The organism is Caballeronia sp. LZ043 (assembly GCF_031451075.1).
GTDB lineage: Bacteria > Pseudomonadota > Gammaproteobacteria > Burkholderiales > Burkholderiaceae > Caballeronia.
Genome location: NZ_JARUXT010000004.1, coordinates 748473 through 774091, shown reverse-complemented (window position 1 = coordinate 774091; position 25619 = coordinate 748473). Strand labels below are relative to the sequence as shown.

The following is a 25619-nucleotide window of genomic DNA, read 5'->3' as shown; positions in this document are numbered from 1 at the left end:
CGTGGGCGGCAAGGTCACAGATAGCCGAAGGTCGTGGCCGGTTCCCTGGCGGTTTCCACCCACACGCTTTTCGTTTGCGTGTATTCGTAGAGCGCCTCGACGCCGCTCGACCGGCCATACCCCGAGAGCCCGTACCCGCCGAACGGCGACGCCACGTTGATGGTCTTGTAGCCGTTGACCCAGAAGGTGCCGGCATCGACCTGTCCCGCCACGCGATGCGCGCGCCCCACATCGGTGGTCCACACCGCGCCTGCAAGGCCGAATTCGGTGTCGTTGGCAATGGCAACGGCTTCCTCTTCCGTATCGAACGGAATGGCCGCGACCACGGGTCCGAAGATCTCCATGCGCGCGACTTCCATGTCGTTCGTCACGCCGGCCAGCACCGTCGGCGGAACGAAGTAGCCCGCATCAGAGCGTTCGACCGTGCCCGCCGCGAGCGTCGCGCCCGCGCTGACGCCCTTGCCGATCATCGACATCACGTGCTCGTACTGCTTGAGGTTGTTGATGGGGCCGACTTCGGTGGCGTCGTCGAGCGGCGCGCCCACCTTGATCTTCTTCGCGCCCGCCGCGACCATCGCGACGAACTCGTCATAGACCGAGCGCTGCACCAGCAGCCGCGAGCCCGCCACGCAGCTCTGCCCCGCGCCCGCAAAAATCGCGGCCTGTGCGGTCAGCGCGGCGCGCTTGAGATCGGCGTCCGCGAAAATGATGTTGGCCGATTTGCCGCCCAGCTCCAGCACGCACGGCAGCACTCGCTTCGCCGCGGCTTCCGCGATGCGCGCGCCCGTCGCCGGCGAACCGACGAACACTACCTTCTTCACCACCTTGTGGGCGATCGCCGCCTGCGCCACCGTGTGACCGAGCCCCGCGAGCACGTTGATGAGCCCCTTCGGCGCACCGCCGCGCTCGGCCAGCAGGCCCACCACGAGCGAGGTGAACGGCGTCAGTTCGGAAGGCTTCAGCAGCACCGCATTGCCCATCGAAATGGCGGGCGCAACCTGCCAGCCGCAGGTGAACACCGGCGCATTCCAGGGCGTGATCTGCAGCACCGTGCCGGCCGGCTCGCGACGCGTGTAGTTGAGATGCGAGGTCGGTACCGGGATGACGTCGCCATAGAACTTGTCGGCCCAGCCGCCGTAGTACTCGAACATCTCGGCGACCTTCGCCACTTCGCCGCGGCAATCGCGGATCGGCTTGCCCGAGCCCAGCGATTCGAGCCGCGCGATAGCCTCCGCTTCCTTCCTGACCTCGCGCGCGATCTCGAACATCACCCGGCCGCGCGCGGCGTGCGTGAGCGCCCACCATTGCTTCTGCGCACGCGCGGCGGCCGTGGCGGCCTGTTCGACCACGGCCGCGCCGCCATCGCGATAAGCGAGGCTCGGCTTGCCGGTGGCCGCGTCGTGAAGCTGGATAAGCTCGCCCGCGCCTTCGATCAGTTCGCCGCCCACATAGGAGCCGATGGTCTTCGCATTCGGGAAGAAATGCGCGAAGGCCGCGAGAAGTTGTTCTGCTGCGTTGTGTGCCATGTCCGTCAAGTCCCCTTACTTCGATTCGATGAACTGCACGATGCGGTTGAAATCCTCGGCGTCGCCAATGCTCGCCTCGCTGGCCGCCCACAGCCGCCCTGCTTCCTTCGCGATGGGCGCGTCCTCATGAACGTTGTCGAGCAGCGCCATGGCGAGGCGCACGTCCTTGCGCATGAGCTTCATCGTGAAGCCGGAATCGAACTTGTCGTTGAAGATCCAGGTGGGATAGTTGGTGAGCGTCGCGCTGTTGCGTCCCGAGCCTCCGTTGAGCGCCTCCACGAGTTTCTCCGGGTCGACGCCCGCGCCCTTTGCCGCACGCACGGCTTCGCTGGCGGCGAGCAGATGCACGCCCGTCAGCATGTTGTTGATGATCTTGGTCACGTGTCCCGCGCCCACCGGGCCGACATGCACGCGCTTCGCGCTGATGACGGCGAGGATCGGCTCGACGGCCGCGACGTCCGCGTCCGAGCCGCCGAGCACCATGGTCATCGTTGCGGTCGCGGCGCCTTTCGGGCCGCCGCTGACGGGCGCATCGACGAAACCGATCCGGCATTCCGCGAGCGCCGCCGCCACCTTGCGGGTGCTGTCGGGATCGGCGGTGGTCGTATCCACGACGATCAGGCCGCCCTTGCCGCCCGACGCCACGCCGCCCTTCCCGAGCACGACCTCCTCGACGACCGCGGAGGTCGGCAGCGAGAGAATCAGCACGTCGGCCTCACCCGCGATGGCCGCGATCGAGTCGCGCGCCTCCACGCCATCTTCGGCGAGTGCCGCGGCCACGCCGGGCGCCGCATCGAAACCGAGCACGCGATACCCGCCGCGCGCCGCCGAGCGCGCCATGCCGCGCCCCATGTTGCCGAGTCCGATCACACCTACCGTCTTCATCCGCGAAATCCCCTTCCGATGCGCGGCGCCTGGCGAGGCAGCCCTCTGCCCGCCGCTCCGCGCGTTGTGCATGGATGCCATGATCCGCCCGGCAAGCCGTATAACCAATCAGCGCCAATATTGGATGTGTTCTAATTTTTAGAACGGCACGTGCCGCGCAATCACGCTGAAGCCCTGGATGCCATGACCGACAATCTCACCGACAGCCGCATCGTCTATTTCTTCGAGTCAGTCCGCTGCGGCACGGTCCGCGCGGCCGCCGACTATCTCAACGTGGCGCCATCGGCAGTGAGTCGCCAGATCGGCCTGCTGGAAAAGGAGCTGGACGCCGCGCTGGTCGAACGCCATGCACGCGGCGTGAAGCCGACCGAGGCGGGCCGGTGCGTGATCGAATATTTCCGGGAACAACTCGCGCATCGCGACGATTTGCTCTCGCGGCTGCAGGAATTGCGCGGGCTACGCACGGGGCATGTGAACATCGTGCTCGGCGAGGGCTTCGTCTCGGACCTGCTGTCAGGGCCGATGCCGCGCTTTTGCAAGCAGCATCCCGGCATCAACGTGAATCTCGATCTCGGCGGCACCAATGACGTGATCCGCAAGATCTCCGAGGACGAGGGCGAGATCGGGCTCGTCTACAATCCGCCGCAGGAACCGAAGCTGGTGTCGCGCGCGATCAAGCGCCAGCCGATGATGGCGATCGTCGGCGCCCGTTTTCCACGGCGCGATCGCAAGTCGCTGAGCGTGCAGGAGCTCGCGCAATTTCCGCTGGCCGTCACGCATGCGTCCTACGGCACGCGGCAGATGCTGCAGGCCATCGAATATGCGGAGAAGCTTCGGCTCGATCCAGTGGTGACGACGAACTCCATTGCCATTCTCAAGCAGTTCGTGAAGTCGGGACTGGGCATTACCGTGTTGCCCGCCTTTGCCGTGACGAGCGAGATGGAAGCGGGCGAACTGTTCGCCATCGACATTCCTCACCCCATTCTCGCCGATGCCGAAGCGCATCTCGTCACGCGCACCGGACGAAGGCTTTCAGTGGCGTCCAACAAGATGCTGCAACTCATGACCGCCCATATGCACGCGTTTCGCTAAGCTTGCACGCTTTAATTCAGGGAGAACTTCGCATGATCGACGATACCGACAAGCGCCATTTGCTTCGCTGCATCGACCTCGCGCAGGAAGCGCTCGATGCCGGCGACGAACCGTTCGGCTCGATGCTCGTGGCAGCCGATGGCCGCGTGCTGTTCGAGGACCGCAATCGTGTGAGCGGCGGCGATCACACGCGTCATCCCGAGTTCGCCATTGCCCGCTGGGCTGCGGAAAACCTGCCGGAAGCGCAGCGGCGCGGCGCGGTGGTGTACACGTCCGGCGAACATTGCCCGATGTGTTCGGCGGCGCACGCATGGGTTGGGCTGGGGCGCATCGTCTATGCGGCGTCGGCGGCGCAGTTCACGCGCTGGCGCGCGGAACTCGGTGCGACGCCCGGCCGCGTGCGTCCCCTGGCGATCCAGGATGTGATCGATGACATCACCGTCGATGGTCCCGTCGAAGCCTTCGCCGAGCGCGTGAAGGCATTGCACGTGGCGAGCTATCGGAGAAGCACGGGTCAGCAGTAGATCGCCATCGGGATGCCGGATGCATCCGTGTCAGGTGGTTCGGGCAAGCACAGCGCCTGTCCCGCCGCGATACGGCGCGCGCTCCACAAGACCGCGAAGGCGTCGAGCACGTCGTCCCGCGATGCCTGCGCGGGACGCCTCGCGGCCAGCGCGGCATCGACGGCGCTGCCGAAGCATTTGACCAGCAAGGCATGACGCTGCGCGAATCCCGCCGCGTGCGCCTTGCTTTCGCGCAAGCCGTGCTCGGGGCCGCCATGCTGCATCGACAGGTGCATGAAGCTCAACTCGGGGTGAACTTCAAAGAGGCGCGAGCGCGCGGCGGCATGGCGATGCAGGAGCGCATCGACTTCACTGATCTTCCTGCCGATATGAAAGGCCTGAATGGAAATGCGCTTGCCGCATTCGGCGAGGTTGATCGCGCAGGCATCTTCGTAAGTACACGCTGCTAGCGCCGCGCGCGTCGGCGGTGCAAATACCGAGCTTGCACGCGGACGTCCGAGCAGGCGGCGCGCATGTCGGTCGCAGGCGCGCACGCCGTCGGCCGACAGACCGACCGGAATATCCATGGCGACGATCGCATGCTCGCGTTCCCAGTCGATAAGAAGGTCGAGGCGATCGATCACATGGGTCGAGATGTCGCCGGTGCCCGCGTGCTGCCGGACGACGAACCATCCCGCCTTGCAACCGTCGATGCCAAAGAGATCGAGTTTCATGCCGTGATCGTAGCAAGCGCGGATCTTCATGCGCATGTGTGCGGCTCAGCGCGGACGCCCCGGATGCCGCTTGCTATACACACAGGAAAGACGAAACGAACAGGAGAGGCGTCATGTCCGCTCAGCCCGGCCGAGCAGCAAGCAATGAAATCGACCCGGTCCGCAAGCAATTCCGCCAGGCCATGGCGCATCTCGGCGCGGCCGTGAACGTCATCACGACAGCGGGCGCGCATGGACGCTGCGGCATCACGGCCAGCGCGGTGTGTTCGGTCACCGATGCCCCGCCCACGCTGCTGGTCTGCATCAACCGGTCGAGTTCGATGCACGCGGCCTTTGCGGGAAACCGGCACGTGTGCGTGAATGTATTGCCCGGTCACTTCGAGGAAATGGCCCGGCACTTTGCCGGCCTCACAAGACTTACGATGGAAGAGCGCTTCTCGCTGCCGGTATGGGATGAAGGCGCGCACGGTGTCCCCGTATTGCGCGATGCGCTTGCGAGCCTGCAAGGCACGATCGTGGAAGCCAAGGAAGTGGGCTCCCATTCGGTGATGTTCGTCGAAACGACGGCGATACGCGCGCGTGGCGACGGCGATAGCCTGATTTATTTCGACCGCAATTTCCATCGCGTGCCACGCGGATGCTCTGCACTTTGAATCATTGGCCGCGTTGCGCCTTGCCTTGCCAATTAAATGATTACCGTATTTGCTTTGTGTTCTTCCCGTAGTCTGCTTCCTCAGGTGTTAAACACCGTAACGATGCGTAATGAATTGTGAGGTATTCGGGATGCTCCGGATGTAGCGTAGCGGCACAGGCGGGGCGTGGCTCGCGAATAGTCGTGCAAGCGTAATCGGGTCTGGATTGTTTCTGAATTCCGCAAAGAGAAACAAAGCACGGTCTGTCCGGTCAGCCATGGCAAGATCTCGGCAGCACGGCGCCGGCACCTGGCTTCGATAACTTTCGAGGCGTCAGTCCCGCATGCGGTAAGCCCTGATCTGCCAAGCTTTCGTCAAGCACGCGCTTGCTCGTTGAAAGCCGGTGACTCGCGCCTTGTCGCTTCTTATCTTTGCTTCATGCACCTTCGACCCGTCCAGGACCGGATAGCCGCGAAGTACGGAATGCAAAAAAAGATGCAGCGAGTTGGCCTGCCAAAAGCTTTAACAAGTCCGCTTCTTATATCTTTAAATGATTCTTTTCATGCGATCGAAGTCTATTGCCTCTAGCGTATGACGCATGCGCATGGCATAGTTCGAAAATACAAATCGATAGAGGAAAGTCCATGCCAACGCTCGAGAACATTCAGGCACGTATCGAGGCACTGCAGGCGAAAGCCGAATCGCTACTTGCCACGCAATCGGAAAGCGCGCTGCAAAAGATTCATGATCTGATGACGCGCCATAATCTGACAATTTCGGACATCGAGAAATTCGCGGGTTCACGCAAGAAGTCAGGACGTGCCGCTTCGTCACGCAAAGCCTCTGTCGTGGCTTATCAAGACCCGAAGACGGGTGCCACGTGGAGTGGACGAGGCCGCGCGCCCGCATGGATTGCCAAGGCGCGGGACCGCAGCAAGTTCGCGGTAGCAGGCGCGGCCTCGGGCGCAGGCAAGGGCAAAAAGCGCGCCGCCACGAAGACGAAAGGCAAAGCCAATGGCAAGGGGCAACCGCGCGGTCCGCAGCCTGCTCTTTACCGTGACCCGCAAAGCGGCGCCACATGGAGCGGTCGCGGCCGTGCACCGGCATGGCTGGCATCCGCTGAAGACCGTACGCCGTTTCTTATCGGCTGACTTTATTCGCTGAAGCGGAATTGCAGCGGCATGGTTTGGGAGACGGCCGAGTTCAATCGCAGAGTTCACTCGATTGTTCGGCCGTCTCTTTTTCGAAGTGGCCCGCTTTCAAGCGGCCAGTCGGTACGTGACTGCTTCACGTTCATTGAACGCGCGGATCGAAGTCAAATTCCACCCTTATGCCGCCAGGCTCATGAATCATCATGTGCCGTTTCGGTCCGGTGCCAAGCAGTTCAGGCGGAAACTCCACGATCACTCCCGGCCACGTCGAGACGCGTTCGAGAATCTCGTTGAATGCGGCTTCATTTGCGGCGCGCAAGGCAATATGGTGAAGTCCGACATTCTTGCGGCGATCAAAGGCTGTCGGCGGTTCTTCCTTGGCTTGCCATAACGTCAGCAGCGCACTGCCGTCCGAGACGAATACCGCCGGGTAATCCGGCTTCTCGCCCACGACCTTCCAGCCAAGACATTCAACGAAGAAATCGCGCGTCGCCTCGAGATGGCGCGCGGTCAGTCCGATGTGATCAATCCCGATTGTCAGCGTTAGCGTCATCGCTTCCTCCGGATGATCGGGGCGAGGCCGGCATCCCGCTCATGAGCGCCTTGCCTCAACGCCCCGAATGGACCTGTGAGTCAACCTCAGGCGAGGGTCAATGTGACATCGATGTTATTGCGCGTCGCATTGGAATAAGGGCACACGATATGCGCCTTGTCGATCAACGCCTGAGCGGCGCCGCGATCCATGCCGGGCAGCGAGATCTTCAGCGCTACTTCAATGCCGAAGCCATTCGGAATCTGACCAATGCCGACGTTTCCGTCGACAGCCAGGTCTTTCGGCAAATCAATCTTGTCGCGCGCGGCAACGAACTTCATCGCGCCGATGAAGCATGCGCTGTAGCCGGCGGCGAACAACTGTTCGGGATTGGTGCCGTCACCGCCGCCTCCGCCGAGTTCCTTCGGCGTGGTCAGGCGCAGATCCAGATTGCTGTCAGGGATGTTGGCGCGTCCATCGCGGCCGCCGGTGACATGGGCATGGGCGCGGTATAAGACCTTTTCGATCGACATCATCAGACTCCTGAGTTGGGAAGCGAAGCGAGCCTCGCGCACGCTGCAAACACGCGAGCTTCGTCGAGAGGGATTTCGATGGAACAGGAACGCCGCCGCATCAGGCGGGTTCTGCTATGGAAGGATACGCAAGACGCGCGAAGCTCGCTGGAGCTTCGCGCGGGGAAGGATGGTGCAGAAGAAGAAAAGAACAGTCAGGAATCAGAGCACGACCGGCTCTCGCCCGGGAAACATCGCATCCGCGACGGTCGCCCTCGTTTCCTTGACGACGCTCTCGCACAGCGCCACCACCTGGCTCGAACCGCTCGGCATGAACAGCGAGTGATCCGCGTCGGAGAACACCGCCATGCGCACGGACGGAAAGCGCGACAGGCGCGCGCCGCCCTTGCCGAAGTTCGCGGCGATCAGGTCCATGCCCGCATCGTAGGCGCCGTAGATGAGCACCGTCTTGACGTGCCGGGCATCCAGCGCACGGATCATCGGGCCAGGCTCGGTCGCGAGTTCGGGCGGCGTTTGCGTCAGGCGGTCGAGCCGCAAGACATCGACGACCCGTGAACGTACGCGCGTCATCATGTAGCCCGACACGAAACGCAGTACCCGCTTCAGATCTTTTTCACCGCGCAGGATCGCTTTCCATTTCTGCGGATCGAGCATCGAGAACGCATAGCCTGCCATCGAATTGCGCGTCGACTGGCGCAAGGCATCGGGCGCGATATCGGCGGGCTTCTTGAAGGTCGGCAGATTCACCGTGACCACGCCGGTGATCGAGTCCTCGATCAACGCGGCCTTCAACGCGTGATAGGCGCCCGAGCACACGCCGAACGAGAAGATCGACTTGTATCCCTGGCGCGAAAGCCAGCGGGCGGCCGTGGCGGTGTCGTCGGTGGCGACGGAGTTATAGATCCGGCCAAACGCCGTATCCGATTGCACGATACCGGAGGCCGCCGGACTATCGCCGCGGCCGCGCGCGTCAAAGCGCAACGAGGCTACCCCGCGGCGCGCGAGTTCACGCGCGATGCGTACGGAGAGCCTGCTGTCGCCCACCCGTGAGCTTGCCGATGTGTTGGCGATCAGGAATACCGAGCCGCGCGACAGGCCAGTGCGCGGTTCACACAGCACCCCGAAGAGCCCTTCTTCGCCGATGCAAACTGGCCGCTCGATCGCTTCTGACGTTTCGATCGTCAGGTCGGGCCACGCTTCCTGCTGCATCACGGCTTCAGACGCTGTGCCCTGCTCCTGCGCGGCGTCGCGGGTGATCCATTGCACCGCTTCTTCAAAGGCCGCGAGTGGCAACGCATTGAAGGCCGTTTCCTGGATGAAGCCGAGGAGATCTTCGAATGGCGTCACATCGGCTTCAACGCCGCGTTCCGCGAGCGCATCGCGCAACGGATCCTTGCCGCCCGCCCGCACATTCATGATGAGTGCCCGGCGCGCGGGTACGGCAGCAGCACGCTTCACGCTGGCGACGAGATCGATCTGTTCCAGCGAGCGCTTGAATTCGTCGCTATAGATCTGACCCAGCACGTTGAGCGGCTCGGCGGACTGCTGCATCTCGCGCAACGGCGGCGCAAGCTGATCCAGCCAGGTCTTGCGCACGATGTTCAGCTCGCGCATGTAGATGCGCCCGCTCGACACCGGAGCGAGCAACACCAGATCGTCCACCGGCTTGCGCAAGGCGGCCTCGAGCGCAAATGCCGCGCCGACGCGAAAGCCGCACAAGGTCAGGTGCTCGATACCCGTAGTCTCTTTGAACCAGTCGATGGCCGCTTCGACGTCGTCGACGGACGAAGCGAACTGGTCGGGCGCGCCATCGGCGCCTGCCGAGTCACCCGTTCCCCGATAGTCGAAGCGCAGCACCCACAAGCCGCGCGCGGACAAGGCATCGGCAAGGTGCCGCATGCCGCTGTATGTCCATACGTATTCGTGGCCGTATGTATTGCAGAGCAGCACGCCGCGCGTGCCAGTCCCTGCATGCAGCCATCCGAAGCGATTCCCGAATACAACCGGTCTCATTAGATCTTTTCCTCGTCTCTGGTGGCGCGCAATTCGGCCAGGCATGTCTCCCGCCGGCAAGTCTCGCCTTGACATGTCAGGCCGTCAACGTCCCTGCGCACACAACCGTGGAGGTGTTTGTGCGCAATCGACGTTCCCGGATGCGAAGTTGGCCCGCTGCATGTCGAGCCGGATCACGGGCGATCCAGGAGTGCCATCTCATGGATTCCAGCCGGCTTTACTTGTCGCGGGTTCGCGAGGTATTGAGGCGATTATATGAATCGCTCCCGCTATCACGACATTCGGTCCGCAAATTGTGCCCAAAGAAGCTATCAAATGGCGCTTAACGCGGGGGCTTGTGTTTGGCAGCGCTCATTCACGCATGAAGATCAGTAAGCCTTTCGATGCCTGGCTTTCGAATGGGTTTCATCGTCAGGCAATCCATGGTGAGACGCATGAGGAAACAGCGAGCGCTGTAACGTGGTCCGCCTGGGAAATCATGGTAAACACCGAACCGGATAAAGGTCCGGTATGAGCACGGAGCAGATGGCAGGCCTTCGCAAAACAAGCAAAGCGCTTGGCCGCTCCGATCGCTTGAGCGGAGCAATGCACTACGACGTATGCCCCGCGTCGAGGCAAGACGCAGGGCCCTGTTCGAAGGTCACACGCGAGGTCAAGCCGCTTGTCGCCCCCGCTCCTCGCCGATAAGGCGTGCATGCGCGTACACCCGGTCTCGTTCACCTGCCACGAGCGTGCGTTTGTGCGCGAGCGTCTGCCGGTGATATTTCGGGTCGCCCATCAGCTGTACGTATTCGCTGTGACGATGGCGCAAGTAGCGCTGGAAGAACTCCGCGCCCGGCAGGCCGCTGTCGAGCGCCATCAAAACGCCATAGTCGATCTCGCGCACATCGCCCAGGGTCTTGATGGCCGATTCGAGCGCGGCATAGCGTTGCGCCAGTGGAATGCTTCGCTCGCAGAGTGCATGAAAGCGCTGATAGGGCAGCACGTGTCCGTGCGATGCACAACGCCATAAAGCTTTCGCTAGCCGCTGACTGAGTTCCGTTTCCACGTTTCCTCCCGCTGGTTGAGCGGATCGTATGCGTGCGACAACTTCACCTTCATCCGGATCTGCAATGACGATGACCGATTGCCCTGGAATTCACCTGCAACGTCAGGAGATACGCGCGACATTCCACATCCAAGCGAGCCCTGCTTTGCGCATAACGCCAAGAAGCCGTGCTGATCTGAAGCGTGTCGTGTAATGCCGGCGATGTTTGAACGTAAGCGTCGCCCTATTGTGACTTCGTGACTTTCGCGACTCGTGCGGCTTGTGATGCACCGATAGATAACCACCCGATTCCCGAGCTGGAACAATGCAAGCAACAGTTCAAGCAAGTAATCGACGATGCGAAACAGCTTTACGCAGAAGAGCCCTGCGCGCCGAAGCCCAGCCTGGCATGGAAAACGTCTAGGGACGCTGTTGTTTGACCGCTGTTGTTTGACATCAGGGCCGCGGTCCGAGGCCTGCAACTCGCTTACATGCTAGCAAACATACATCGGGAATCCAAGGAGAGTTTTCCGTAAGGAGAAGTGCCTTGCACTTATTGCTTTCGCGCTTAAGGCCGCGATTTCACTTCGATTGCCGTGCAGGACGGTCCTCTACAGCACCGCCGTTAAAAGCGTAAGCCGAAAAATGCAATGCACCGTCCATGCATTCCTTAAGACTGGTTTAAGGCGAAGAGACTAAAACGTTTCTTGTGGCGCGAGCAAGCAATCGTCTCAATGCATCGGGAGGAGCGAACCGCGCGACGCTTCAGATCCGCACGTCCACGCGGATGGTCTGACCGGGCACCGCTTCATGCGCATCCCAACGGCGCTACAGGCGAGGTGATGACCATCCCATTCAGCCCGGCAGTCACATGCCGGGCTTTTTTTATGCCGGCCGCGCCGGCGCCGGGTCTTCCCGCATGCGCGCGCTGGCCGCCGGCAGATCGAAGCGAAACGTGGTGCCGTGCGGGCCGGTATCGATCAAGCGGATCTGGCTGCCATTGAGTTGCAGCATGCGCTGCACGATGAGCAGGCCCAGACCGCCCCGATGTGTTCCGCCAGACGTGAATGGCCGCTGGAACAGCGCATCCCGCATGTCGGGAGGAATGCCGGGTCCGGTGTCGCTGACCGTGATGCAGACCCGTCCGCCCTCTTCGTCCACGTTGCCGAGCGTGACGTTCACGGCGCCCTGCGGCGGCGTATGACGGATCGCGTTGTCGAGCAGATTGGTGAGCACTCGTTCGATCATGCCGAGATCGCCCGTGACACTGGGCAGCCGCGGCGCGAGGTGTGCATTCAGCTGCACGCTACGCGACTGGGCGGGCAACTCGAACTTTTCGAACACGTCCTGAAGAAGATCCGGCAGTGAAAAGACTTCGCGCTCGAGCGCGACCATGCCATGTTCGAGCCGAGCCAGTTCGAACAGCGACTGCGCGAGATGACCGACCTTGGTGCTCTGCGCCAGCGCGATGGACAGATAGCGGCGGCGCTCGGCGGCGGCAAGGGACTCCGACTTGAGCGTCAGCGTTTCCAGATAACCATGCAGCGACGCGAGCGGCGTGCGCAGGTCATGCGAGATATTGGCGACCATCTCGCGGCGTTCGCGATCCTGCCGTCCCAACTCGCGCCATTGCTCGCCGATACGCGCCGCCATTTGCGCGAACGCGCTTTCCAGCACGACAATCTCGTCGCGTTCGTCTGCCACTACAGCCGCCGGCAACGCGGCAAGCGGCGGCTCGCCGGGCGCGGCGCTCGCATCGAAGCGGCGCATCGCTTCGGTCAGGCGCCGCAACGGCCGGGTCACGAGCTCGAACGCCACCACGCCGGCGACGAGCCCGAGCAGCGTGACGAGTCCCATCGACGCAAGCGTGGTACGCAGCACCGCACTCGCCGACGCCTTCGCCGCCAGCGCATCGTGCTGTTCGCCGAGCAGCACCACATACACATAACCGAACGGCGGCTGGCCCGCCACGCCCAGCGGCGCCGCGCTGAAGACCTTGCGCTTGTCCGCGCTGCGCGGATCGTCGCCGAGAATGGGCAACGCGTCGCCCTTCAGGAAACGTTCGATGGGCGCGAGATCGACACGTTCGCGTTTCAGATGGCCCGGCGGCGCATCATCGGCGCGGATACGGCCCGTGTTGTCCAGCAGATAGACCTCGACGCTCGGGTTCACCACCATCAACTGGCTGAAGAGACGGCGCACCGCGGGCGCGTCGATATCCTTCGCGTCCGCCAGCGCGCCGTCGTGCGCAACATGCGTGGCGAGACTGCGCGACAGGCTCTGGATGACTTCCTTCTCGCGCAGGTCGCTCGCCCGGATCTGCAGCCACGCCGATGCGCCGCAGCACGCCAGAAGCAGCCCGCAGAACACCGCAAAGAGCCGTTGCGACAACGTGAGCTTCACGATGCGGCTCCCGGCTCGCCGGCGTTCTGTGCCGCAAGCTTGTAACCGTGTCCCCACACGGTGAGGATGCGATGAGGATCGGCCGCATCGCGCTCCACTTTTGCGCGCAGCCGGTTGATATGCGTGTTGACGGTGTGCTCATAACCTTCATGCCGATAACCCCACACGGCATTGAGCAGATCCATGCGCGAAAAGACCTTGCCCGGATGGCGCACGAAATGATGCAGCAGGTCGAATTCGCGCGGCGTGAGCTCGATGCGCGCACCATCGACCCAGGCTTCGCGCGCGAGCGGATCCATCGCGATGCCGGCAGCCTCGATGCGCCCCGCTTCGAGGCGCGAATCCTTCGCGACGGCATCGACGCGGCGCAGCAGCGCTTTCACGCGCGCCACGAGTTCCAGCACGGAAAAAGGCTTGGCGAGATAGTCGTCCGCGCCGAGTTCGAGGCCCAGGATGCGATGCACTTCGCTCGACCGCGCGCTGGTGATGATGATCGGCGTATAGCGCGTCATGGCGCGCGCGCGCCGGCAGATTTCGAGGCCGTCGACGCCCGGCAGCATCAGGTCGAGAATCAGCGCGTCCCAGCCGCCTTGTTCGAGCAGCCGCAGGCCTTCGGCGCCATCGGCGGAATGCACGACTTCATAGCGTTCGTCGCGCAGGTTGAGACTCAGCACGTCGGCGATATGCATGTCGTCTTCGACGATCAGAATGCGTTTCGGTTGGTCCATGGGAAGGTGCGTGGCGGATTGGCGCGAAACCGCATGACGATGAGGCGCGCCCTGCCGTCATTGTGCAGAAAAGCGCGCGGCCAAGTATCACATTTAATTTAACTTTCGGTGAGGACTCGGAGATGCGCGCGCGATTAGCATGAGGCCATTCCAGTCCACGACCAGGATCACGCCATGCCGACTCGCCGCCGCTTTCTCCTGACCGGCACCGCGGCCGCCGCCTCAGTTTTCGCGCTGTCGGGCCGCTTCCGCGCCCTCGCCGGCACGCCGCCGCAGGGTGCAATGCAGGCTGCCGCGCCGGAGCGCTTCGAGATCGTCCATAGCGACGACGAATGGCGCCGCCTGCTGAACCCCGCGCAATTCGACGTGCTGCGCCGCGAGGGCACCGAGCGCCCCTATACCAGCCCGCTGAACGACGAACATCGCGCCGGCACCTTCAGCTGCGCGGGATGCCGGCTCGCGGTGTTTTCGTCGCAGACCAAGTTCGAGAGCCACACCGGCTGGCCGAGTTTCTGGGCGCCGCTCGATCACGCGGTCGCGACACGTCAGGACGGTTCGTTCGGCGTGTTGCGCACGGAAGTCCATTGCCGGCGCTGCGGCGGCCATCTCGGCCACGTGTTCGACGACGGCCCGAAGCCCACCGGACTGCGCTACTGCATGAACGGCGTGGCGATGACGTTCAATCCCGGCGCGGCCTGACGCGCTGTTACCCAAGAAACCTTTCTACGCGAGCTCATCATGTTGCTGATCGTGTTGGCCTATCTCGGCGGCGCGCTGACGATTCTCAGCCCGTGCATCCTGCCGGTCCTTCCTTTCGTGTTTGCGCGCGCGGATCAGTCGTTCGTGCGTAGCGGCCTGCCCCTGCTCGCTGGCATGGGCCTGACGTTCGCCGGCGTCGCGACGCTCGCCGCCGTGGGCGGCGGCTGGGTGACACAGGCGAACCAGTATGGCCGCTGGGCCGCCATCGCGCTGCTCGCCGTGTTCGGCCTGACGCTTTTGCTGCCGCGCTTCGCCGACCGCGTGATGCATCCGCTGGTCACGCTGGGCAACCGTCTGACGGCCTACGCGCAGCATGGCGACGGCAAGCCGGGCATCGGCGGCTCGGTGGTGCTCGGCATCGCGACGGGCCTGCTGTGGGCGCCCTGTGCCGGCCCGATCCTCGGCCTAGTGCTGACCGGCGCGGCGCTGCATGGCGCGAGCGTCGGCACGACCCTGCTGCTGCTCGCCTATGCGGCCGGCGCGGCGACTTCGCTGGCGGTCGCGCTGCTGATCGGCGGACGGGTGTTCGCGGCGATGAAGCGCTCGCTCGGCGCCGGCGAATGGGTGCGGCGCGGGCTCGGCGCGGCCATGCTGCTCGGCGTGGTCGCGATCGCACTCGGTCTCGATACGGGCGCACTCGCCCGCGTCTCGACCGTGGCCACCGCGGGCATCGAACAGCAGCTCGTCGACAAGTTCTCGAAGGGCAATGGCGCCATGATGATGTCGGCGCAGAAGCCTGCGCCTGTGCAGAAGCAGGACGCCGGCGAAGCACCGCAAGCGATGATGCGCGCCAGCACTGGCATGCAAAAAGCCGCCGCGTCCGGCCTGCCTGTGGAAGGCGTGCTGCCGCCGCTGGATGGCGCGGTGCAGTGGCTCAATTCGCCGCCGCTCACCCGTGAAGCGCTGCGGGGCAAGGTGGTGCTGGTCGATGTCTGGACGTACTCGTGCATCAACTGCCTGCGCACGCTTCCGTATGTGAAGACGTGGGCGCAGAAGTATCGCGATCAGGGCCTGGTGGTGATCGGCGTGCATGCACCGGAGTTCGCCTTTGAGCGCAATATCGACAACGTGAAGAAGGCGACGCACGATCTCGGCATCGACTATCCGGTGGCCATCGACAACAACTACGCGATCTGGCGTGCGCTCGACAATCAGTATTGGCCGGCCCATTACTTCGTCGATGCCAACGGCAACATCCGTTATCACCATTTCGGCGAAGGCGAATATGCGGAGTCCGAGCGCGTCATTCAGGAGCTGCTTGCCGAAGCGGGACATGGCGCGCCGCCGTCGGCTGCCATGACGGCCGCCCCGCAGCACGACGCCGCCGCCGGCCAGGGCGCGATGATGCAGGCCGACAACGCGGACATGCGCTCGCCGGAAACCTATGTCGGTTACGAACGGGCATCGCAGTTCATGTCGCCCGGCGGACAGACGCCGGATCGCCTGCACGATTACGCCGCGCCCAAGGCGCTTGATACCAACGACTGGGGCCTCGCCGGCGCCTGGAAGGTGGGCGCGGAGCATGCCACGCTGGAAGGCGCGTCGGGGCGCATCGTCTACCGCTTTCATGCGCGTGACCTGCATCTCGTGCTCGGGCCGTCCAAGGACGGCAAGCCGGTGCGGTTTCGCGTGAGCATCGACGGCGCGGCGCCCGGCGCATCGCACGGCAGCGACATCCAGGCCGACGGCAGTGGTACCGTGAAGGAACAGCGCCTGTATCAGCTCGTGCGGCAGACCGGTCCGGTTGCGGATCGCACGTTCACCATCGAATTTCTCGATCCCGGCGTCGAAGCCTACGCGTTCACGTTCGGTTGATTTCCGCATCAGCGGATACAGCGTGTGTCACCAGGAGTAATCCATGTTGAAAACCAGCAAGTCTTTCAAGGTCGCGAGCGTGGCGGTGCTGTTCGCGGGCGCCTTTGCGTTGCAGCGTGTCGCGCATTCGAGCGAGGAAGCGGTAAAGATTCCGCCGCCCGCGCACGACGAAACCGCCGGCGCGGTGCATAGCGAAACCGCCGTGTTCGCCGGCGGTTGTTTCTGGGGCGTTCAGGGCGTGTTCCAGCACGTCCGCGGCGTCAAGGAAGTGATGTCCGGTTATGCGGGCGGCGCGGCGAACACAGCGCAATACGAGCGTGTCAGCGAAGGCGATACGGGTCATGCGGAATCCGTGCGTATCACCTACGACCCGGCGCAGGTCAGCTACGGCAAACTGCTGCAGATCTTCTTTTCGGTCGCGCACAATCCGACCGAACTCGACTATCAAGGCCCCGACCACGGCACGCAATATCGCTCGGCCGTGTTCCCGACGAATGCGGCGCAGCGCGAGATTGCCACCGGGTATATCGCGCAGCTCGACCGCGCGCATGCTTATGGCGGCAAGATCGTCACGCGGGTCGAGGACTACAAGGGCTTCTATCCCGCCGAAGGCTATCACCAGAACTATTTGACGGAGCACCCGGAAAGCCCGTATATCGCGATCAACGATCTGCCCAAGGTGGGCAACCTCAAGCAGATGTTCCCGGGTGTCTGGCGTCAGGACGCGGTGCTGGTGACGGTCGCGTCCAAGTAGGCGTCGAGGATGGCGAGCGCCTCGGGCAGGTTGCGGCGGCCGAAGCCGAGACGCACGTGCGCATCGCCATGATCGATCAGCGTGGAAGGCAACAGCAGTACGCCGGTCCGTTCGAGCAGTTCTGAACAGAAACGCGTGGCAGCGCCCTGCTTCAGGCGCACGAAGCCGATCGTCCCCGCGCGCGGGCGCTGCCATTCGACACGTTGCGCGTGACGCAGGAAGAAGTCGTCGAGCAGCCGGAGGTTGGCGCGCACGATCTCGAGGTTGCGCGCCAGCAGCGCGCCGCTATGCCGCACGGCAAGCGTTGCCAGATATTCGCTCGGCGCGCTGTTGCTGATGGTGAGATAGTCCTTGAACGTGCTCATGCGTTCGAGCACCTCGGCGCTGTGCGTCGCCACCCAGCCGAGCCGCAGGCCGGCCAGTCCGTGCGTCTTCGAAAGCGCACCGAGCGATACGGCGCGTTCATACACGTCGCAGGCGGCCGGCAGGCGATCGGCGGGATCGTGTTCCAGCCCGCGGTACACCTCGTCGCTGAACAGCCATAACTGATGCCGCCGGGCGAAATCGACGATCTGTTCGAACGCTTCGCGCGATGGCAAATATCCGGTCGGGTTGTGCGGCGCGCAGATCACGAGCGCGCGCGTGGCGGGCGTCACGAGTGTTTCCAGTGCGTCGATGTCGAGCGCCCAGCCATGCGTCTCGCGCGCCATCCACGCCGACACCCGCACGCCCGATGCCTCCGCCACCGAATAATGCGACTGGTAGCCGGGCATCTGGACGATCACGTGGTCGCCCGGCGCGAGCATCGACCTCATGAACGAATAGATGGCTTCCTGCGCGCCGGTATGCACGATGATCTGGTCCGCGCTCACGCTGTCATACAGCGACGCCAGTTCACGGCGCAATGCGGGCGCGCCGGGATACTCGGTATAGCCGAGCCAGGTGTCGCGGAGTCCATCGAGCGCGTCCGGTTCGAATTCGAGCAGTTCGCCGACCGACATCGATTCCGGATCTGAACTGCACAGCAGATGGCGCGCGGTGAACTCGTGTTGCGCGAAGTAGCGTTCCAGCTTGAATGGCGTCGGTTGCATGATGCGTGGCTTGATCGGGTTCGAAGAAAGCCGTAGTCTGCGCGTTCGACAGGCCTTAACAAAGCTCATTTTGCTAATCCCGATCAAGGAACGCTAATGCTGGACTATGCCCTTTTGAACGCGCTGCTGGCCGTGGTCCGCACCGGCTCGTTCGAGCGTGCCGCGCGCGAACTCAGCATCACGCCATCGGCGGTATCGCAGCGGGTTAAGCTTCTGGAAGAGCGCGTCGGCAGTCTGCTCGTGCGGCGCGGTCAGCCCTGCGAGGCCACGGCGTCCGGTGCGCTGCTGTGTCGTCACACGGAACGCGTCCAGTTGCTCGAAGCGGAACTCGGCGGCCGCATGCCGGCCCTGCCCGGTACTTCAGGCGAACGGCGCGCGCGGCTGCGCATCGCCGTGAACGACGACAGCATGAGCACCTGGTTTCTCGCGGCGGCAGCGGAGTTTTGTGTCGAGCGGGAGGTGCTGCTGGATCTCGTCGTCGATGATCAGGATCACACGGCGCAGCGCATCCGCGATGGCGACGTGCAAGGTGCAGTGACGACGCTGGCCGAGCCCGTGCCCGGCTGGCGTTCCATGAAGCTCGGACGCATGCGTTATGGCGCAGTGTGCGCGCCTGCTTATTTCGCGCGGCATTTCGAGCGCGGTCTCACACGCGATGCCTTCCGTCAGGCGCCGTGCGTGAACTTCAACGACAAGGACGAGCTGCAGCGGCGTTTCATCCGGCGCGTGACGCGCGCGGACATCCATCCGCCCGCTCACGTGGTGCCGCACGGCGCGGGCTTCGTGAGCGCGTGTACCGCGGGCATGGCCTGGGGCATGTGCCCGCGGCGCCTGGTCGCGCGCGAACTGGAAAGCGGCGAATTGGTGGAGATGTCGCCGGGCGTGCGCTTCGATGTCGATCTGCACTGGCAAAGCTGGCGCCTGGCGGTGGGCTGGCTGGACGACTTCAGCGCGGTGCTGAAGCGTCATGCCAGGCTGTTACTCGACTGAGATGCGCCTGCGCGAGTTTCAGCGCTCGAGCGTTTCGAACGAGTCCACGCGATCCTTGTAGAACGCGAGATGGTCCTTGATCGCCGCGACCGCTTCATACGGCGTCTCGTAGGTCCACACCGCGTTGGCCGACTTCTGTCCACCCGCAGGAATGCTGTAATAGCTGCACTCGCCCTTGTAAGGGCAATAGGTGCTGTGTGGTGTGCGTTCGAGTTGCGCCATGTCCACATCCTTGCGCGGCACATAGAGCACTTCCGGATACGTACTCTCGCGAAGTCCGAGCGCTTCCGTCGTGTCCGCGATCACGCGGCCGCCTGCCTTGACGACGACGCGCAAGGGACTGCGTTCGATGGTGATCGGATGATCCGGTCCGGGAATCTTTACGGCTTTGTCCATGAGTTTCAGCCTCGCAGGGCGCGCCCAACGCGCGTGATCGAAATGATGGTAGCGCCCTCGCGTGATCCCTGCTCAAACGACTAAGGCGCAGCCGCGTTTCCGCGACTGCGCCTCGCCTGTCAGCCCCGCTGCCGGGGCAATGACGGATCAGTGGCCGAAATAGACCGGCTTGGTGCCGTCGTTGTCCATCGGGCGCATCGAGCGCATGCCGGACGCCGACGTGCCGGCCCGCGTTCCGCCGTACGCATTCATATCGGCGTTATACCCATTGCCGTTCTGACGCTGCACACGGCCCTCCGCGGCCTGGATATCCTGCGGGTACGAAGTCTGATCCGACTGCGACGGGTCATAGCCCGCTGCTTCCACTTGCCGCAGATCCTGCTTCACCTGGGCGCGCGTCACGGTCGAATCGGATTGCGCGAATGAGAGGGCCGGCGCCACCACAACGGCGGCAATGGCCACGGCCTTGATCAAGGATTTCATGGTGATCCTCCGGTATGTAGACATCGCGCAGAGATTTTTCTGCGCGTGCTTCATACTCAGCATCGAGCGTGCCAGACCGCTAGGGAAATCCCTATGACGCCTTGCTCTCAACCAGCCTGACGAGCGTATGCAGTACGCGATTCGCCGGCGTCGGCACACCCAGCGCCTCGCCGCGCCGTACGATCAGACCATTCAGGTGATCGATCTCGCTGAGCTTGCCGCGCGCAAGATCCTGCGCGGTGGAGGAAAACTGGCTCGGCATGGTTTCCGCGATACGGCTCACTGCGGCATCCACGTCGCCGGGAATGGTCATCCCTTCGGCCTTTGCGACGGCCAGGCACTCATCTACCACGTCGCGCATCGTGCGCGTCACGCCCTCGCCCTGAACCAGCTTTCCATACGGCAATTGCGTGATGGCCGAGAGCGCGTTGTAAGCGCAATTCAGCACGAGCTTGGCCCAGAGCGCGCCGCGTACATTGTCTGATATCTCGGTGGGCACACCCGCCTCGATGAACGCGCGTGCCACTTCCTCGCTTCGTGTCGATGGCTCGATCACGAGTTCGCCGCGGCCGTGATGCCGGATATGTCCGGGACCGGCCATTTCGGACGCGACGTACACGACGGCGGCCGCCGCTTCCTGCGGAAGCATCTCACGCAGACGCGCCGCATTCTCGACGCCGTTCTGCAGCGAGAGCAACAACGCGTCGCGTTCGAGATGCGGCTCGAGTTCGCGAGCGGCGCTCTCGGTATCGGTGGACTTCACGCAGAAGAGCACGAGTTGCGCGCCCTGCACTGCGTTCGCGTGCGTGCTGGCCGCGACGTGCACGCGCTCGTCGAACTGTTGCGTGTCGAGCCGCAGTCCTTCACGTTCGATCGCCTCGACATGTTGCGGCCGCGCGATCAGCACGACCTCGTGACCCGCGCGCGCCAGCATGCCGCCGTAATAACAACCGACCGCGCCCGCGCCCATCACCGCGACTTTCATCTCGCCTTCTCCTCATTGCATGGCGTTGCATTGGCTCGCCACGGTAACACAGCGAAGCGGCCGGTCCACGCGCAACGCTAGCGAAGATGCGCAAACGCTTGCGCTTGTCGAAGCAAATCGCGTGATGTTGGCTATCGTCGCAACTTTGTGTGCGGACGCACCATAGTCAGTCGAATTCGCGGTGAACCATATTGTTAAATCAGGCCATACGGATATACGCTTCTTTCAGTGGATTGACAATGCCGTCCGCAGGGGAGCCGAGCGCCAGAATCTGGCCGCATTCGGAAGCGCATCGTCGACAGTGATCCCGGGGATCAATACACGGCAGGCCGCAGGGCAGGCACGTCGCGGGCGCATGGAAGCGCAGGGAAGGGCGCGGGGTGCACGCTGCCGGAATTCGAAAAGGCGCGGATCAACCGTTCGGGGATGAGCGGCCGGAAGCCTTGAAGCGTGGGCGATTTCACGAGAACAAAAAACATGAATCATGGTTATGAAGCATCGCTCGTCAAGCGCGTGGTGAATCAACTCGTCGCAAGCATCGTGAACGGTGAATACCAGGACCATGTCCTGCCGCCGCAAGTGCTGCTTTCGAAGAAGCACGGCGTGAGCCGCACCATCATGCGCGAAGCGCTGAGCGTGCTGATCTCGCGACGCATGCTCGACGTGCGGCCCAAGACCGGCACGCGCATCAAGCCGGTCAGCGAATGGCTCGTGATGGATGCCGAGGTTGCCGAATGGCGTCTGCGCGTCCAGCCCGATACGGACTTCGTGCGCCGCCTCATGGAGTTCCGCACACTGGTCGATCCGCCCGCCGCCGCGCTGGCTGCGACCCGCGCGAACCGCCATCAACGCATTGCCATCAACGCGGCGTTCCAGAAGCTGCTGCACACGAGCCCGACCGAAGCGCTGCAATCCACGGCGGAGGATGCCTTGCAGGCCGCCATCGTCGATGCCAGCGGCGACGAGTTGCTGCGGCAGATGGGTTGCGTCGTGCGCATCGGCATCAAGACGATGAAGGCGGCGCTGCGCACGCAGCCGCATGCGCTGCCACGCGTGCCGGAGAGCCAGCTCGGCGAATATGGCCGGCTCGTGCGCGCGATCGAACTCAATGACAGCGAGGCCGCCCGCGAGGCCATGACGCAAGTGCTCGCGCGCAGTGCTTCGCTGTGGACCGAAGAGCTCGTCTGACACGTTCTCGTCTGACACCCGCTAGCAAGCTGTTCTTCCCGCACTGCCGCAAAGACGCTCCTGCAAGCCGGGAGCGCATCTTGCGCGACTCTACGAGCCCTGGGTCAGCGCTTTCGCCTCGCATGCGCCGTTCGCGTGACTAAAATGAGTGAAGCCCCGGGTGAAGCTTCGCGTGCGAGGACGCATGCGCGTCCGCCCTGCGGTGCGCTCGTGCGCTGACGTACGTTCAAGACACGGAGGCAGGAATGGCAGAACTCGACAAGGAACAGGTCGTCGGCGTCCTGAACCGGATTCTCGAATCCGAACTCGCAGGCGTCGTGCGCTATACCCACTACTCGTTTCTGGTGTTCGGCTTCGGCCGTATTCCCATCGTGTCGTGGTTGCGCGCACAAGCCGACGAGTCGCTGATGCATGCGCATCAGGCCGGCGAATGGATCACCACGCTCGGCGCGTATCCGTCGCTGACCATCGGACCGCTGCTCGATACCCACACGTTCGACATCTCCACCATCCTTCGCGAATCGCTACAGTCCGAGCAGGTTGCGCTCGGTCACTATCGCGAATTGCTGCGGATTGTGGAAGACCGGTCGGTCGCGCTGGAGGAATATGCGCGGCAGATGATCCAGGTCGAAGAGCTGCATGCGGGCGAAGTCGACAAGATGCTGCGCAGGCCCGGTGAAGTGGATACCACGCCCGAGCGCCGCACGGGCCGCCACTGAGCAATGCCTTTCTGAAAACACAAGCTGAAACAACAAGCGCCGGCGCCGCTTGCAGCGGCCGGCGCTTTCAGGATGCCAGGTGAACGACGCTTACTTCGGCTGCGCGACCGTGCGCAGATAAGGCTTCAGTGTCTTGAAGCCGTCCGGGTATTTCTTCTTCGCATCGTCGTCCGACACCGAAGTGGGGATGATCACGTCATCGCCCGGCTTCCAGTTCACCGGCGTGGCCACCGTATGCTTGGCGTTGAGTTGCAATGCATCGAGCAGACGCAGCACTTCGTCGAAGTTGCGGCCCGCGCTCATCGGATACGTGAAGGTCGCCTTCACCTTCTTGTCCGGACCGATCAGGAACACGGCGCGAATCGTTGCATTGTCGTTGGCGGTGCGCGGGCTGCCGCCGCTCGCGTTCGGATGGATCATGTCGTAGAGCTTCGCGACATTCAGATCCGCGTCGCCGATCATCGGATAGTTGACCGCGCTGCCCTGCGTCTCTTCGATATCCTTCGCCCATTGCGCGTGATTCGTGACGGGGTCGATGGAAAGACCGATAACCTTGGTATTGCGCTTGTCGAATTCGGGCTTGAGCTTCGCCATGTAGCCAAGCTCGGTGGTGCAGACCGGTGTGAAGTCCTTCGGATGCGAGAACAGGATCGCCCAGTGGTCGCCAATCCACTCGTGAAAGCGGATCGTGCCTTCGGTCGTTTCTGCCGTGAAATCGGGCGCTTCATCACCAATGCGAATAGCCATATCAAATCTCCACATATAGAAAGAACCGGTGAACATTCTGCATGCGGCAAGAATGGTTTCCGGGTTGAAACACTGAAAATGCCACAGTCACGCCGATTATAGTGCGCGACGCCGGGCCCGCGCTCCCGGCTCCCAAAGCCCTTGCGCTTCGTGTGGCCTTGTGTCACTGCGCTTCAATGTGAACGCCCGTGTCGTCGCGGCACATTTCCTGCTGCCCCGGTGCTGTTTTGCAGACCTTCCGACGAAGCGTCGCTCGAATTCGACGGTGAAATCTGCTATTACGGAACGACGCCAATCGCTGAAGCATGGGTTGGCGGGAAGTAGCAGGACCGCGCAAGATCCCGCATTCGAACAGGCGGACAGCCTTCGCCGTGCCAACGGGCGCGGCCGCCCTGCCGCCGCACAGGAGGCGATCGTGACTGTCATGCAAAGAAAATCCATCGCTACGCTGCAGGACGAAGCGGACGCGACCGACGACGCCATGCAGGAACACGGCGGCCATGCGCTGAAACGCTCGCTCAGCTCGCTGGATGTCGTGATGCTGGGCATAGGCTGCATCATCGGCGCGGGCATCTTCGTGCTGACGGGCCATGCCGCCGCCACCAACGCCGGCCCGGCGATCATTCTGTCCTTCGTGCTCGGCGCCATCGTATGTGCGCTGGCGGGACTCTGTTATGCCGAGATGGCCTCCACGGTGCCGGTATCCGGCAGCGCCTATACCTACGCCTACGCCACGATGGGCGAATTGATCGCCTGGCTCATCGGCTGGGATCTGATCCTCGAATATGCAGTGGGCGCGACGACCGTTGCGATCGGATGGTCGGGTTATGTCGTGAGCTTCCTGCATTCACTCGGCATCGACATACCCGCGCAGTTCGCGGGTGCGCCCTTCTCGTACGAACCCGGACACGGCTGGAGCCATGCGGGCGCGGTGCTCAACATTCCCGCGATGCTGATCGTCGGACTGATCACGATCCTGCTCGTGATCGGCATACGCGAGTCGGCTCGCGTGAACAGCTTCATCGTCATCATCAAGGTGCTGATCGTGCTGGCCTTCATCGGCGCGGGCATCGCCTATGTCGACACGGGCCACTGGGTCACCGCGAAGAATCCGACCGGTGCGTTCATTCCGCCCAACACCGGCGAATCCGGCGTGTTCGGCATGAGCGGCGTGCTGCGGGGCGCGGCCGTGGTGTTCTTTGCCTATATCGGCTTCGATTCGGTGTCGTGCGTCGCGCAGGAGACCAAGAATCCGAAACGCGACATGCCGATCGGCCTGCTCGGCTCGCTCACCATCTGCACGATTCTTTATGTGCTCGTGTCCTACGTGCTCACGGGCATCGTGCCCTATGACAAGCTCAACGTCTCGGACCCGATCGCGGTGGGCGTCGATGCCATCGGCATGCGCTGGCTCTCGCCCATCGTCAAGCTCGGGGCGATCTTCGGCCTGACCTCGGTGATCCTCGTGCTGCTGCTGTCCCAGCCGCGCATCTTCTATTCGATGGCGAGAGACGGCCTGCTGCCGCCGTTCGCGTCGAAGATTCATTCGCGCTTCCACACGCCCTACATCACGACCATCATCACGGGCGTCATCGTGATGGTTCTCGCGGGGCTGCTGCCTATCGGGCTGGTCGGCGAACTCGTGAGTATCGGCACGCTGTTCGCCTTCATGGTGGTCTGCATTGGCGTGCTGGTGCTGCGCATCACGCAGCCCGAGCTGAAACGCTCGTTCAAGACGCCGGCCGTGTATGTGGTCGCGCCGCTGGGCGCGTTGTCGTCGCTGTTCCTGATGTCGGGACTGCCGGCCGATACCTGGATCCGGCTCGTGGTGTGGATGGCGATCGGCGTCGTCATCTATTTCGTCTACGGCATCCGTCACAGCAGACTGCGCGATCAGCGCGGCGCGCAGCCGGCGCGTCATTGACACGGCAAA

The 25619-nt window shown here is 63.3% G+C and carries 25 protein-coding genes; 11 read left to right on the top strand and 14 right to left on the bottom strand.

Annotated elements, in window-relative coordinates:
- Positions 1-14 precede the first annotated feature (14 nt).
- Positions 15-1526: an aldehyde dehydrogenase family protein gene (locus QCE64_RS31055; protein ID WP_310007981.1), complete on the bottom strand. Its 1512-nt coding sequence runs from the start codon at positions 1524-1526 to the stop codon at positions 15-17.
- A gap of 15 nt (positions 1527-1541) precedes the next feature.
- Positions 1542-2519 carry an NAD(P)-dependent oxidoreductase gene (locus QCE64_RS31050; protein WP_309934796.1) on the bottom strand — a complete coding sequence of 326 codons (978 nt, stop codon included), beginning with the start codon at positions 2517-2519 and terminating at the stop codon, positions 1542-1544.
- A 75-nt stretch (positions 2520-2594) separates the two neighbouring features.
- On the opposite strand from QCE64_RS31050, the gene QCE64_RS31045 reads away from it, so the two are divergent.
- A complete protein-coding gene (locus tag QCE64_RS31045; RefSeq protein ID WP_310007979.1) occupies positions 2595-3503 on the top strand; it encodes a LysR family transcriptional regulator in 909 nt (302 codons plus the stop codon).
- Between the two features lie 32 nt (positions 3504-3535).
- Positions 3536-4027 carry a nucleoside deaminase gene (locus QCE64_RS31040; protein WP_310007977.1) on the top strand — a complete coding sequence of 164 codons (492 nt, stop codon included), beginning with the start codon at positions 3536-3538 and terminating at the stop codon, positions 4025-4027.
- Here QCE64_RS31040 and QCE64_RS31035 read toward each other — a convergent pair.
- Complete coding sequence (locus QCE64_RS31035) at positions 4018-4740, bottom strand: DUF429 domain-containing protein (RefSeq protein ID WP_310007975.1); 723 nt, start codon at positions 4738-4740, stop codon at positions 4018-4020. The two genes, QCE64_RS31040 and QCE64_RS31035, sit on opposite strands and share 10 nt — an antisense overlap.
- Positions 4741-4853: 113 nt before the next feature.
- On the opposite strand from QCE64_RS31035, the gene hpaC reads away from it, so the two are divergent.
- The gene (gene hpaC / locus QCE64_RS31030) at positions 4854-5393 is read left to right on the top strand and encodes a 4-hydroxyphenylacetate 3-monooxygenase, reductase component (RefSeq protein ID WP_309926316.1); all 540 of its coding nucleotides are present in this window, start codon (positions 4854-4856) and stop codon (positions 5391-5393) included.
- 623 nt (positions 5394-6016) lie between these two features.
- Positions 6017-6523: an H-NS family nucleoid-associated regulatory protein gene (locus tag QCE64_RS31025; RefSeq protein WP_310007973.1), complete on the top strand. Its 507-nt coding sequence runs from the start codon at positions 6017-6019 to the stop codon at positions 6521-6523.
- A gap of 142 nt (positions 6524-6665) precedes the next feature.
- On the opposite strand, the gene QCE64_RS31020 is transcribed toward QCE64_RS31025, so the two are convergent.
- The 6 genes from QCE64_RS31020 to QCE64_RS30995 all read right to left on the bottom strand — a co-directional run bounded on the left by QCE64_RS31020 (position 6666) and on the right by QCE64_RS30995 (position 13759).
- Positions 6666-7076 (bottom strand): VOC family protein, encoded by a 411-nt coding sequence (locus QCE64_RS31020; protein WP_309926313.1) that lies wholly within the window; start codon positions 7074-7076, stop codon positions 6666-6668.
- An 86-nt stretch (positions 7077-7162) separates the two neighbouring features.
- Positions 7163-7588 carry an organic hydroperoxide resistance protein gene (locus tag QCE64_RS31015; protein ID WP_309927511.1) on the bottom strand — a complete coding sequence of 142 codons (426 nt, stop codon included), beginning with the start codon at positions 7586-7588 and terminating at the stop codon, positions 7163-7165.
- A gap of 201 nt (positions 7589-7789) precedes the next feature.
- Positions 7790-9601 carry an alpha/beta fold hydrolase gene (locus QCE64_RS31010; protein ID WP_310007971.1) on the bottom strand — a complete coding sequence of 604 codons (1812 nt, stop codon included), beginning with the start codon at positions 9599-9601 and terminating at the stop codon, positions 7790-7792.
- Between the two features lie 652 nt (positions 9602-10253).
- Positions 10254-10649 (bottom strand): hypothetical protein, encoded by a 396-nt coding sequence (locus QCE64_RS31005; protein WP_309820197.1) that lies wholly within the window; start codon positions 10647-10649, stop codon positions 10254-10256.
- 864 nt (positions 10650-11513) lie between these two features.
- The gene (locus QCE64_RS31000) at positions 11514-13031 is read right to left on the bottom strand and encodes a HAMP domain-containing sensor histidine kinase (RefSeq protein WP_310007969.1); all 1518 of its coding nucleotides are present in this window, start codon (positions 13029-13031) and stop codon (positions 11514-11516) included.
- Positions 13028-13759 carry a response regulator transcription factor gene (locus QCE64_RS30995; RefSeq protein ID WP_309926308.1) on the bottom strand — a complete coding sequence of 244 codons (732 nt, stop codon included), beginning with the start codon at positions 13757-13759 and terminating at the stop codon, positions 13028-13030. The genes QCE64_RS31000 and QCE64_RS30995 overlap by 4 nt, the downstream gene beginning before the upstream one ends.
- A 174-nt stretch (positions 13760-13933) precedes the next feature.
- Between QCE64_RS30995 and msrB the strand changes: the two genes are divergently transcribed.
- From msrB to msrA, 3 genes are read left to right on the top strand one after another with little or no spacing between them, the layout of a single operon-like run.
- On the top strand, positions 13934-14458 hold the full coding sequence (gene msrB, locus QCE64_RS30990) for a peptide-methionine (R)-S-oxide reductase MsrB (RefSeq protein WP_310007968.1): 525 nt from the start codon (positions 13934-13936) through the stop codon (positions 14456-14458).
- Between the two features lie 39 nt (positions 14459-14497).
- Positions 14498-16333 (top strand): cytochrome c biogenesis protein DipZ, encoded by a 1836-nt coding sequence (locus QCE64_RS30985; protein WP_310007966.1) that lies wholly within the window; start codon positions 14498-14500, stop codon positions 16331-16333.
- A 43-nt stretch (positions 16334-16376) separates the two neighbouring features.
- Positions 16377-17087: a peptide-methionine (S)-S-oxide reductase MsrA gene (msrA, locus tag QCE64_RS30980; RefSeq protein ID WP_309934776.1), complete on the top strand. Its 711-nt coding sequence runs from the start codon at positions 16377-16379 to the stop codon at positions 17085-17087.
- Here msrA and QCE64_RS30975 read toward each other — a convergent pair.
- Positions 17051-18178: an aminotransferase class I/II-fold pyridoxal phosphate-dependent enzyme gene (locus QCE64_RS30975; RefSeq protein WP_310007964.1), complete on the bottom strand. Its 1128-nt coding sequence runs from the start codon at positions 18176-18178 to the stop codon at positions 17051-17053. The genes msrA and QCE64_RS30975 overlap by 37 nt on opposite strands.
- 96 nt (positions 18179-18274) lie before the next feature.
- On the opposite strand from QCE64_RS30975, the gene QCE64_RS30970 reads away from it, so the two are divergent.
- Positions 18275-19168, top strand: coding sequence for a LysR family transcriptional regulator ArgP (locus QCE64_RS30970; protein ID WP_309934771.1), 894 nt, complete (start codon positions 18275-18277; stop codon positions 19166-19168).
- Between the two features lie 18 nt (positions 19169-19186).
- Here the strand turns inward: QCE64_RS30970 and QCE64_RS30965 are convergent, their stop codons facing one another.
- The 3 genes from QCE64_RS30965 to QCE64_RS30955 all read right to left on the bottom strand — a co-directional run bounded on the left by QCE64_RS30965 (position 19187) and on the right by QCE64_RS30955 (position 21032).
- Positions 19187-19564: a DUF427 domain-containing protein gene (locus QCE64_RS30965; RefSeq protein ID WP_310007962.1), complete on the bottom strand. Its 378-nt coding sequence runs from the start codon at positions 19562-19564 to the stop codon at positions 19187-19189.
- A 147-nt stretch (positions 19565-19711) separates the two neighbouring features.
- The gene (locus QCE64_RS30960; RefSeq protein ID WP_309926294.1) at positions 19712-20047 is read right to left on the bottom strand and encodes a DUF4148 domain-containing protein; all 336 of its coding nucleotides are present in this window, start codon (positions 20045-20047) and stop codon (positions 19712-19714) included.
- 91 nt (positions 20048-20138) lie between these two features.
- Entirely contained in the window at positions 20139-21032 is an 894-nt protein-coding gene (locus QCE64_RS30955; RefSeq protein ID WP_310007960.1) for a ketopantoate reductase family protein, read from the bottom strand.
- A gap of 477 nt (positions 21033-21509) precedes the next feature.
- Here QCE64_RS30955 and QCE64_RS30950 point away from each other — a divergent pair, with 477 nt between their 5' ends.
- Entirely contained in the window at positions 21510-22220 is a 711-nt protein-coding gene (locus QCE64_RS30950; RefSeq protein WP_309926289.1) for an FCD domain-containing protein, read from the top strand.
- Between the two features lie 245 nt (positions 22221-22465).
- Positions 22466-22939 carry a ferritin-like domain-containing protein gene (locus tag QCE64_RS30945; RefSeq protein WP_309926287.1) on the top strand — a complete coding sequence of 158 codons (474 nt, stop codon included), beginning with the start codon at positions 22466-22468 and terminating at the stop codon, positions 22937-22939.
- Positions 22940-23029: 90 nt separating this feature from the next.
- On the opposite strand, the gene QCE64_RS30940 is transcribed toward QCE64_RS30945, so the two are convergent.
- Positions 23030-23686: a peroxiredoxin gene (locus tag QCE64_RS30940; RefSeq protein WP_309838052.1), complete on the bottom strand. Its 657-nt coding sequence runs from the start codon at positions 23684-23686 to the stop codon at positions 23030-23032.
- A gap of 424 nt (positions 23687-24110) precedes the next feature.
- On the opposite strand from QCE64_RS30940, the gene QCE64_RS30935 reads away from it, so the two are divergent.
- Positions 24111-25610, top strand: coding sequence for an amino acid permease (locus tag QCE64_RS30935; RefSeq protein WP_309927509.1), 1500 nt, complete (start codon positions 24111-24113; stop codon positions 25608-25610).
- Positions 25611-25619: the final 9 nt, after the last annotated feature.

Excerpts from the sequence above, each read along its gene's own strand:
- QCE64_RS31055 (WP_310007981.1), bottom strand. The coding sequence starts at position 1,526 with ATGGCACACAACGCAGCAGAACAACTTCTCGCGGCCTTCGCGCATTTC.
- QCE64_RS31045 (WP_310007979.1), top strand. The coding sequence starts at position 2,595 with ATGACCGACAATCTCACCGACAGCCGCATCGTCTATTTCTTCGAGTCA.
- QCE64_RS31040 (WP_310007977.1), top strand. The coding sequence starts at position 3,536 with ATGATCGACGATACCGACAAGCGCCATTTGCTTCGCTGCATCGACCTC.
- QCE64_RS31035 (WP_310007975.1), bottom strand. The coding sequence starts at position 4,740 with ATGAAACTCGATCTCTTTGGCATCGACGGTTGCAAGGCGGGATGGTTC.
- hpaC (WP_309926316.1), top strand. The coding sequence starts at position 4,854 with ATGTCCGCTCAGCCCGGCCGAGCAGCAAGCAATGAAATCGACCCGGTC.
- QCE64_RS31025 (WP_310007973.1), top strand. The coding sequence starts at position 6,017 with ATGCCAACGCTCGAGAACATTCAGGCACGTATCGAGGCACTGCAGGCG.
- QCE64_RS31020 (WP_309926313.1), bottom strand. The coding sequence starts at position 7,076 with ATGACGCTAACGCTGACAATCGGGATTGATCACATCGGACTGACCGCG.
- QCE64_RS31015 (WP_309927511.1), bottom strand. The coding sequence starts at position 7,588 with ATGTCGATCGAAAAGGTCTTATACCGCGCCCATGCCCATGTCACCGGC.
- QCE64_RS31010 (WP_310007971.1), bottom strand. The coding sequence starts at position 9,601 with ATGAGACCGGTTGTATTCGGGAATCGCTTCGGATGGCTGCATGCAGGG.
- QCE64_RS30995 (WP_309926308.1), bottom strand. The coding sequence starts at position 13,759 with ATGGACCAACCGAAACGCATTCTGATCGTCGAAGACGACATGCATATC.
- msrB (WP_310007968.1), top strand. The coding sequence starts at position 13,934 with ATGCCGACTCGCCGCCGCTTTCTCCTGACCGGCACCGCGGCCGCCGCC.
- QCE64_RS30985 (WP_310007966.1), top strand. The coding sequence starts at position 14,498 with ATGTTGCTGATCGTGTTGGCCTATCTCGGCGGCGCGCTGACGATTCTC.
- msrA (WP_309934776.1), top strand. The coding sequence starts at position 16,377 with ATGTTGAAAACCAGCAAGTCTTTCAAGGTCGCGAGCGTGGCGGTGCTG.
- QCE64_RS30975 (WP_310007964.1), bottom strand. The coding sequence starts at position 18,178 with ATGCAACCGACGCCATTCAAGCTGGAACGCTACTTCGCGCAACACGAG.
- QCE64_RS30970 (WP_309934771.1), top strand. The coding sequence starts at position 18,275 with ATGCTGGACTATGCCCTTTTGAACGCGCTGCTGGCCGTGGTCCGCACC.
- QCE64_RS30965 (WP_310007962.1), bottom strand. The coding sequence starts at position 19,564 with ATGGACAAAGCCGTAAAGATTCCCGGACCGGATCATCCGATCACCATC.
- QCE64_RS30960 (WP_309926294.1), bottom strand. The coding sequence starts at position 20,047 with ATGAAATCCTTGATCAAGGCCGTGGCCATTGCCGCCGTTGTGGTGGCG.
- QCE64_RS30955 (WP_310007960.1), bottom strand. The coding sequence starts at position 21,032 with ATGAAAGTCGCGGTGATGGGCGCGGGCGCGGTCGGTTGTTATTACGGC.
- QCE64_RS30950 (WP_309926289.1), top strand. The coding sequence starts at position 21,510 with ATGAATCATGGTTATGAAGCATCGCTCGTCAAGCGCGTGGTGAATCAA.
- QCE64_RS30945 (WP_309926287.1), top strand. The coding sequence starts at position 22,466 with ATGGCAGAACTCGACAAGGAACAGGTCGTCGGCGTCCTGAACCGGATT.
- QCE64_RS30940 (WP_309838052.1), bottom strand. The coding sequence starts at position 23,686 with ATGGCTATTCGCATTGGTGATGAAGCGCCCGATTTCACGGCAGAAACG.
- QCE64_RS30935 (WP_309927509.1), top strand. The coding sequence starts at position 24,111 with ATGCAAAGAAAATCCATCGCTACGCTGCAGGACGAAGCGGACGCGACC.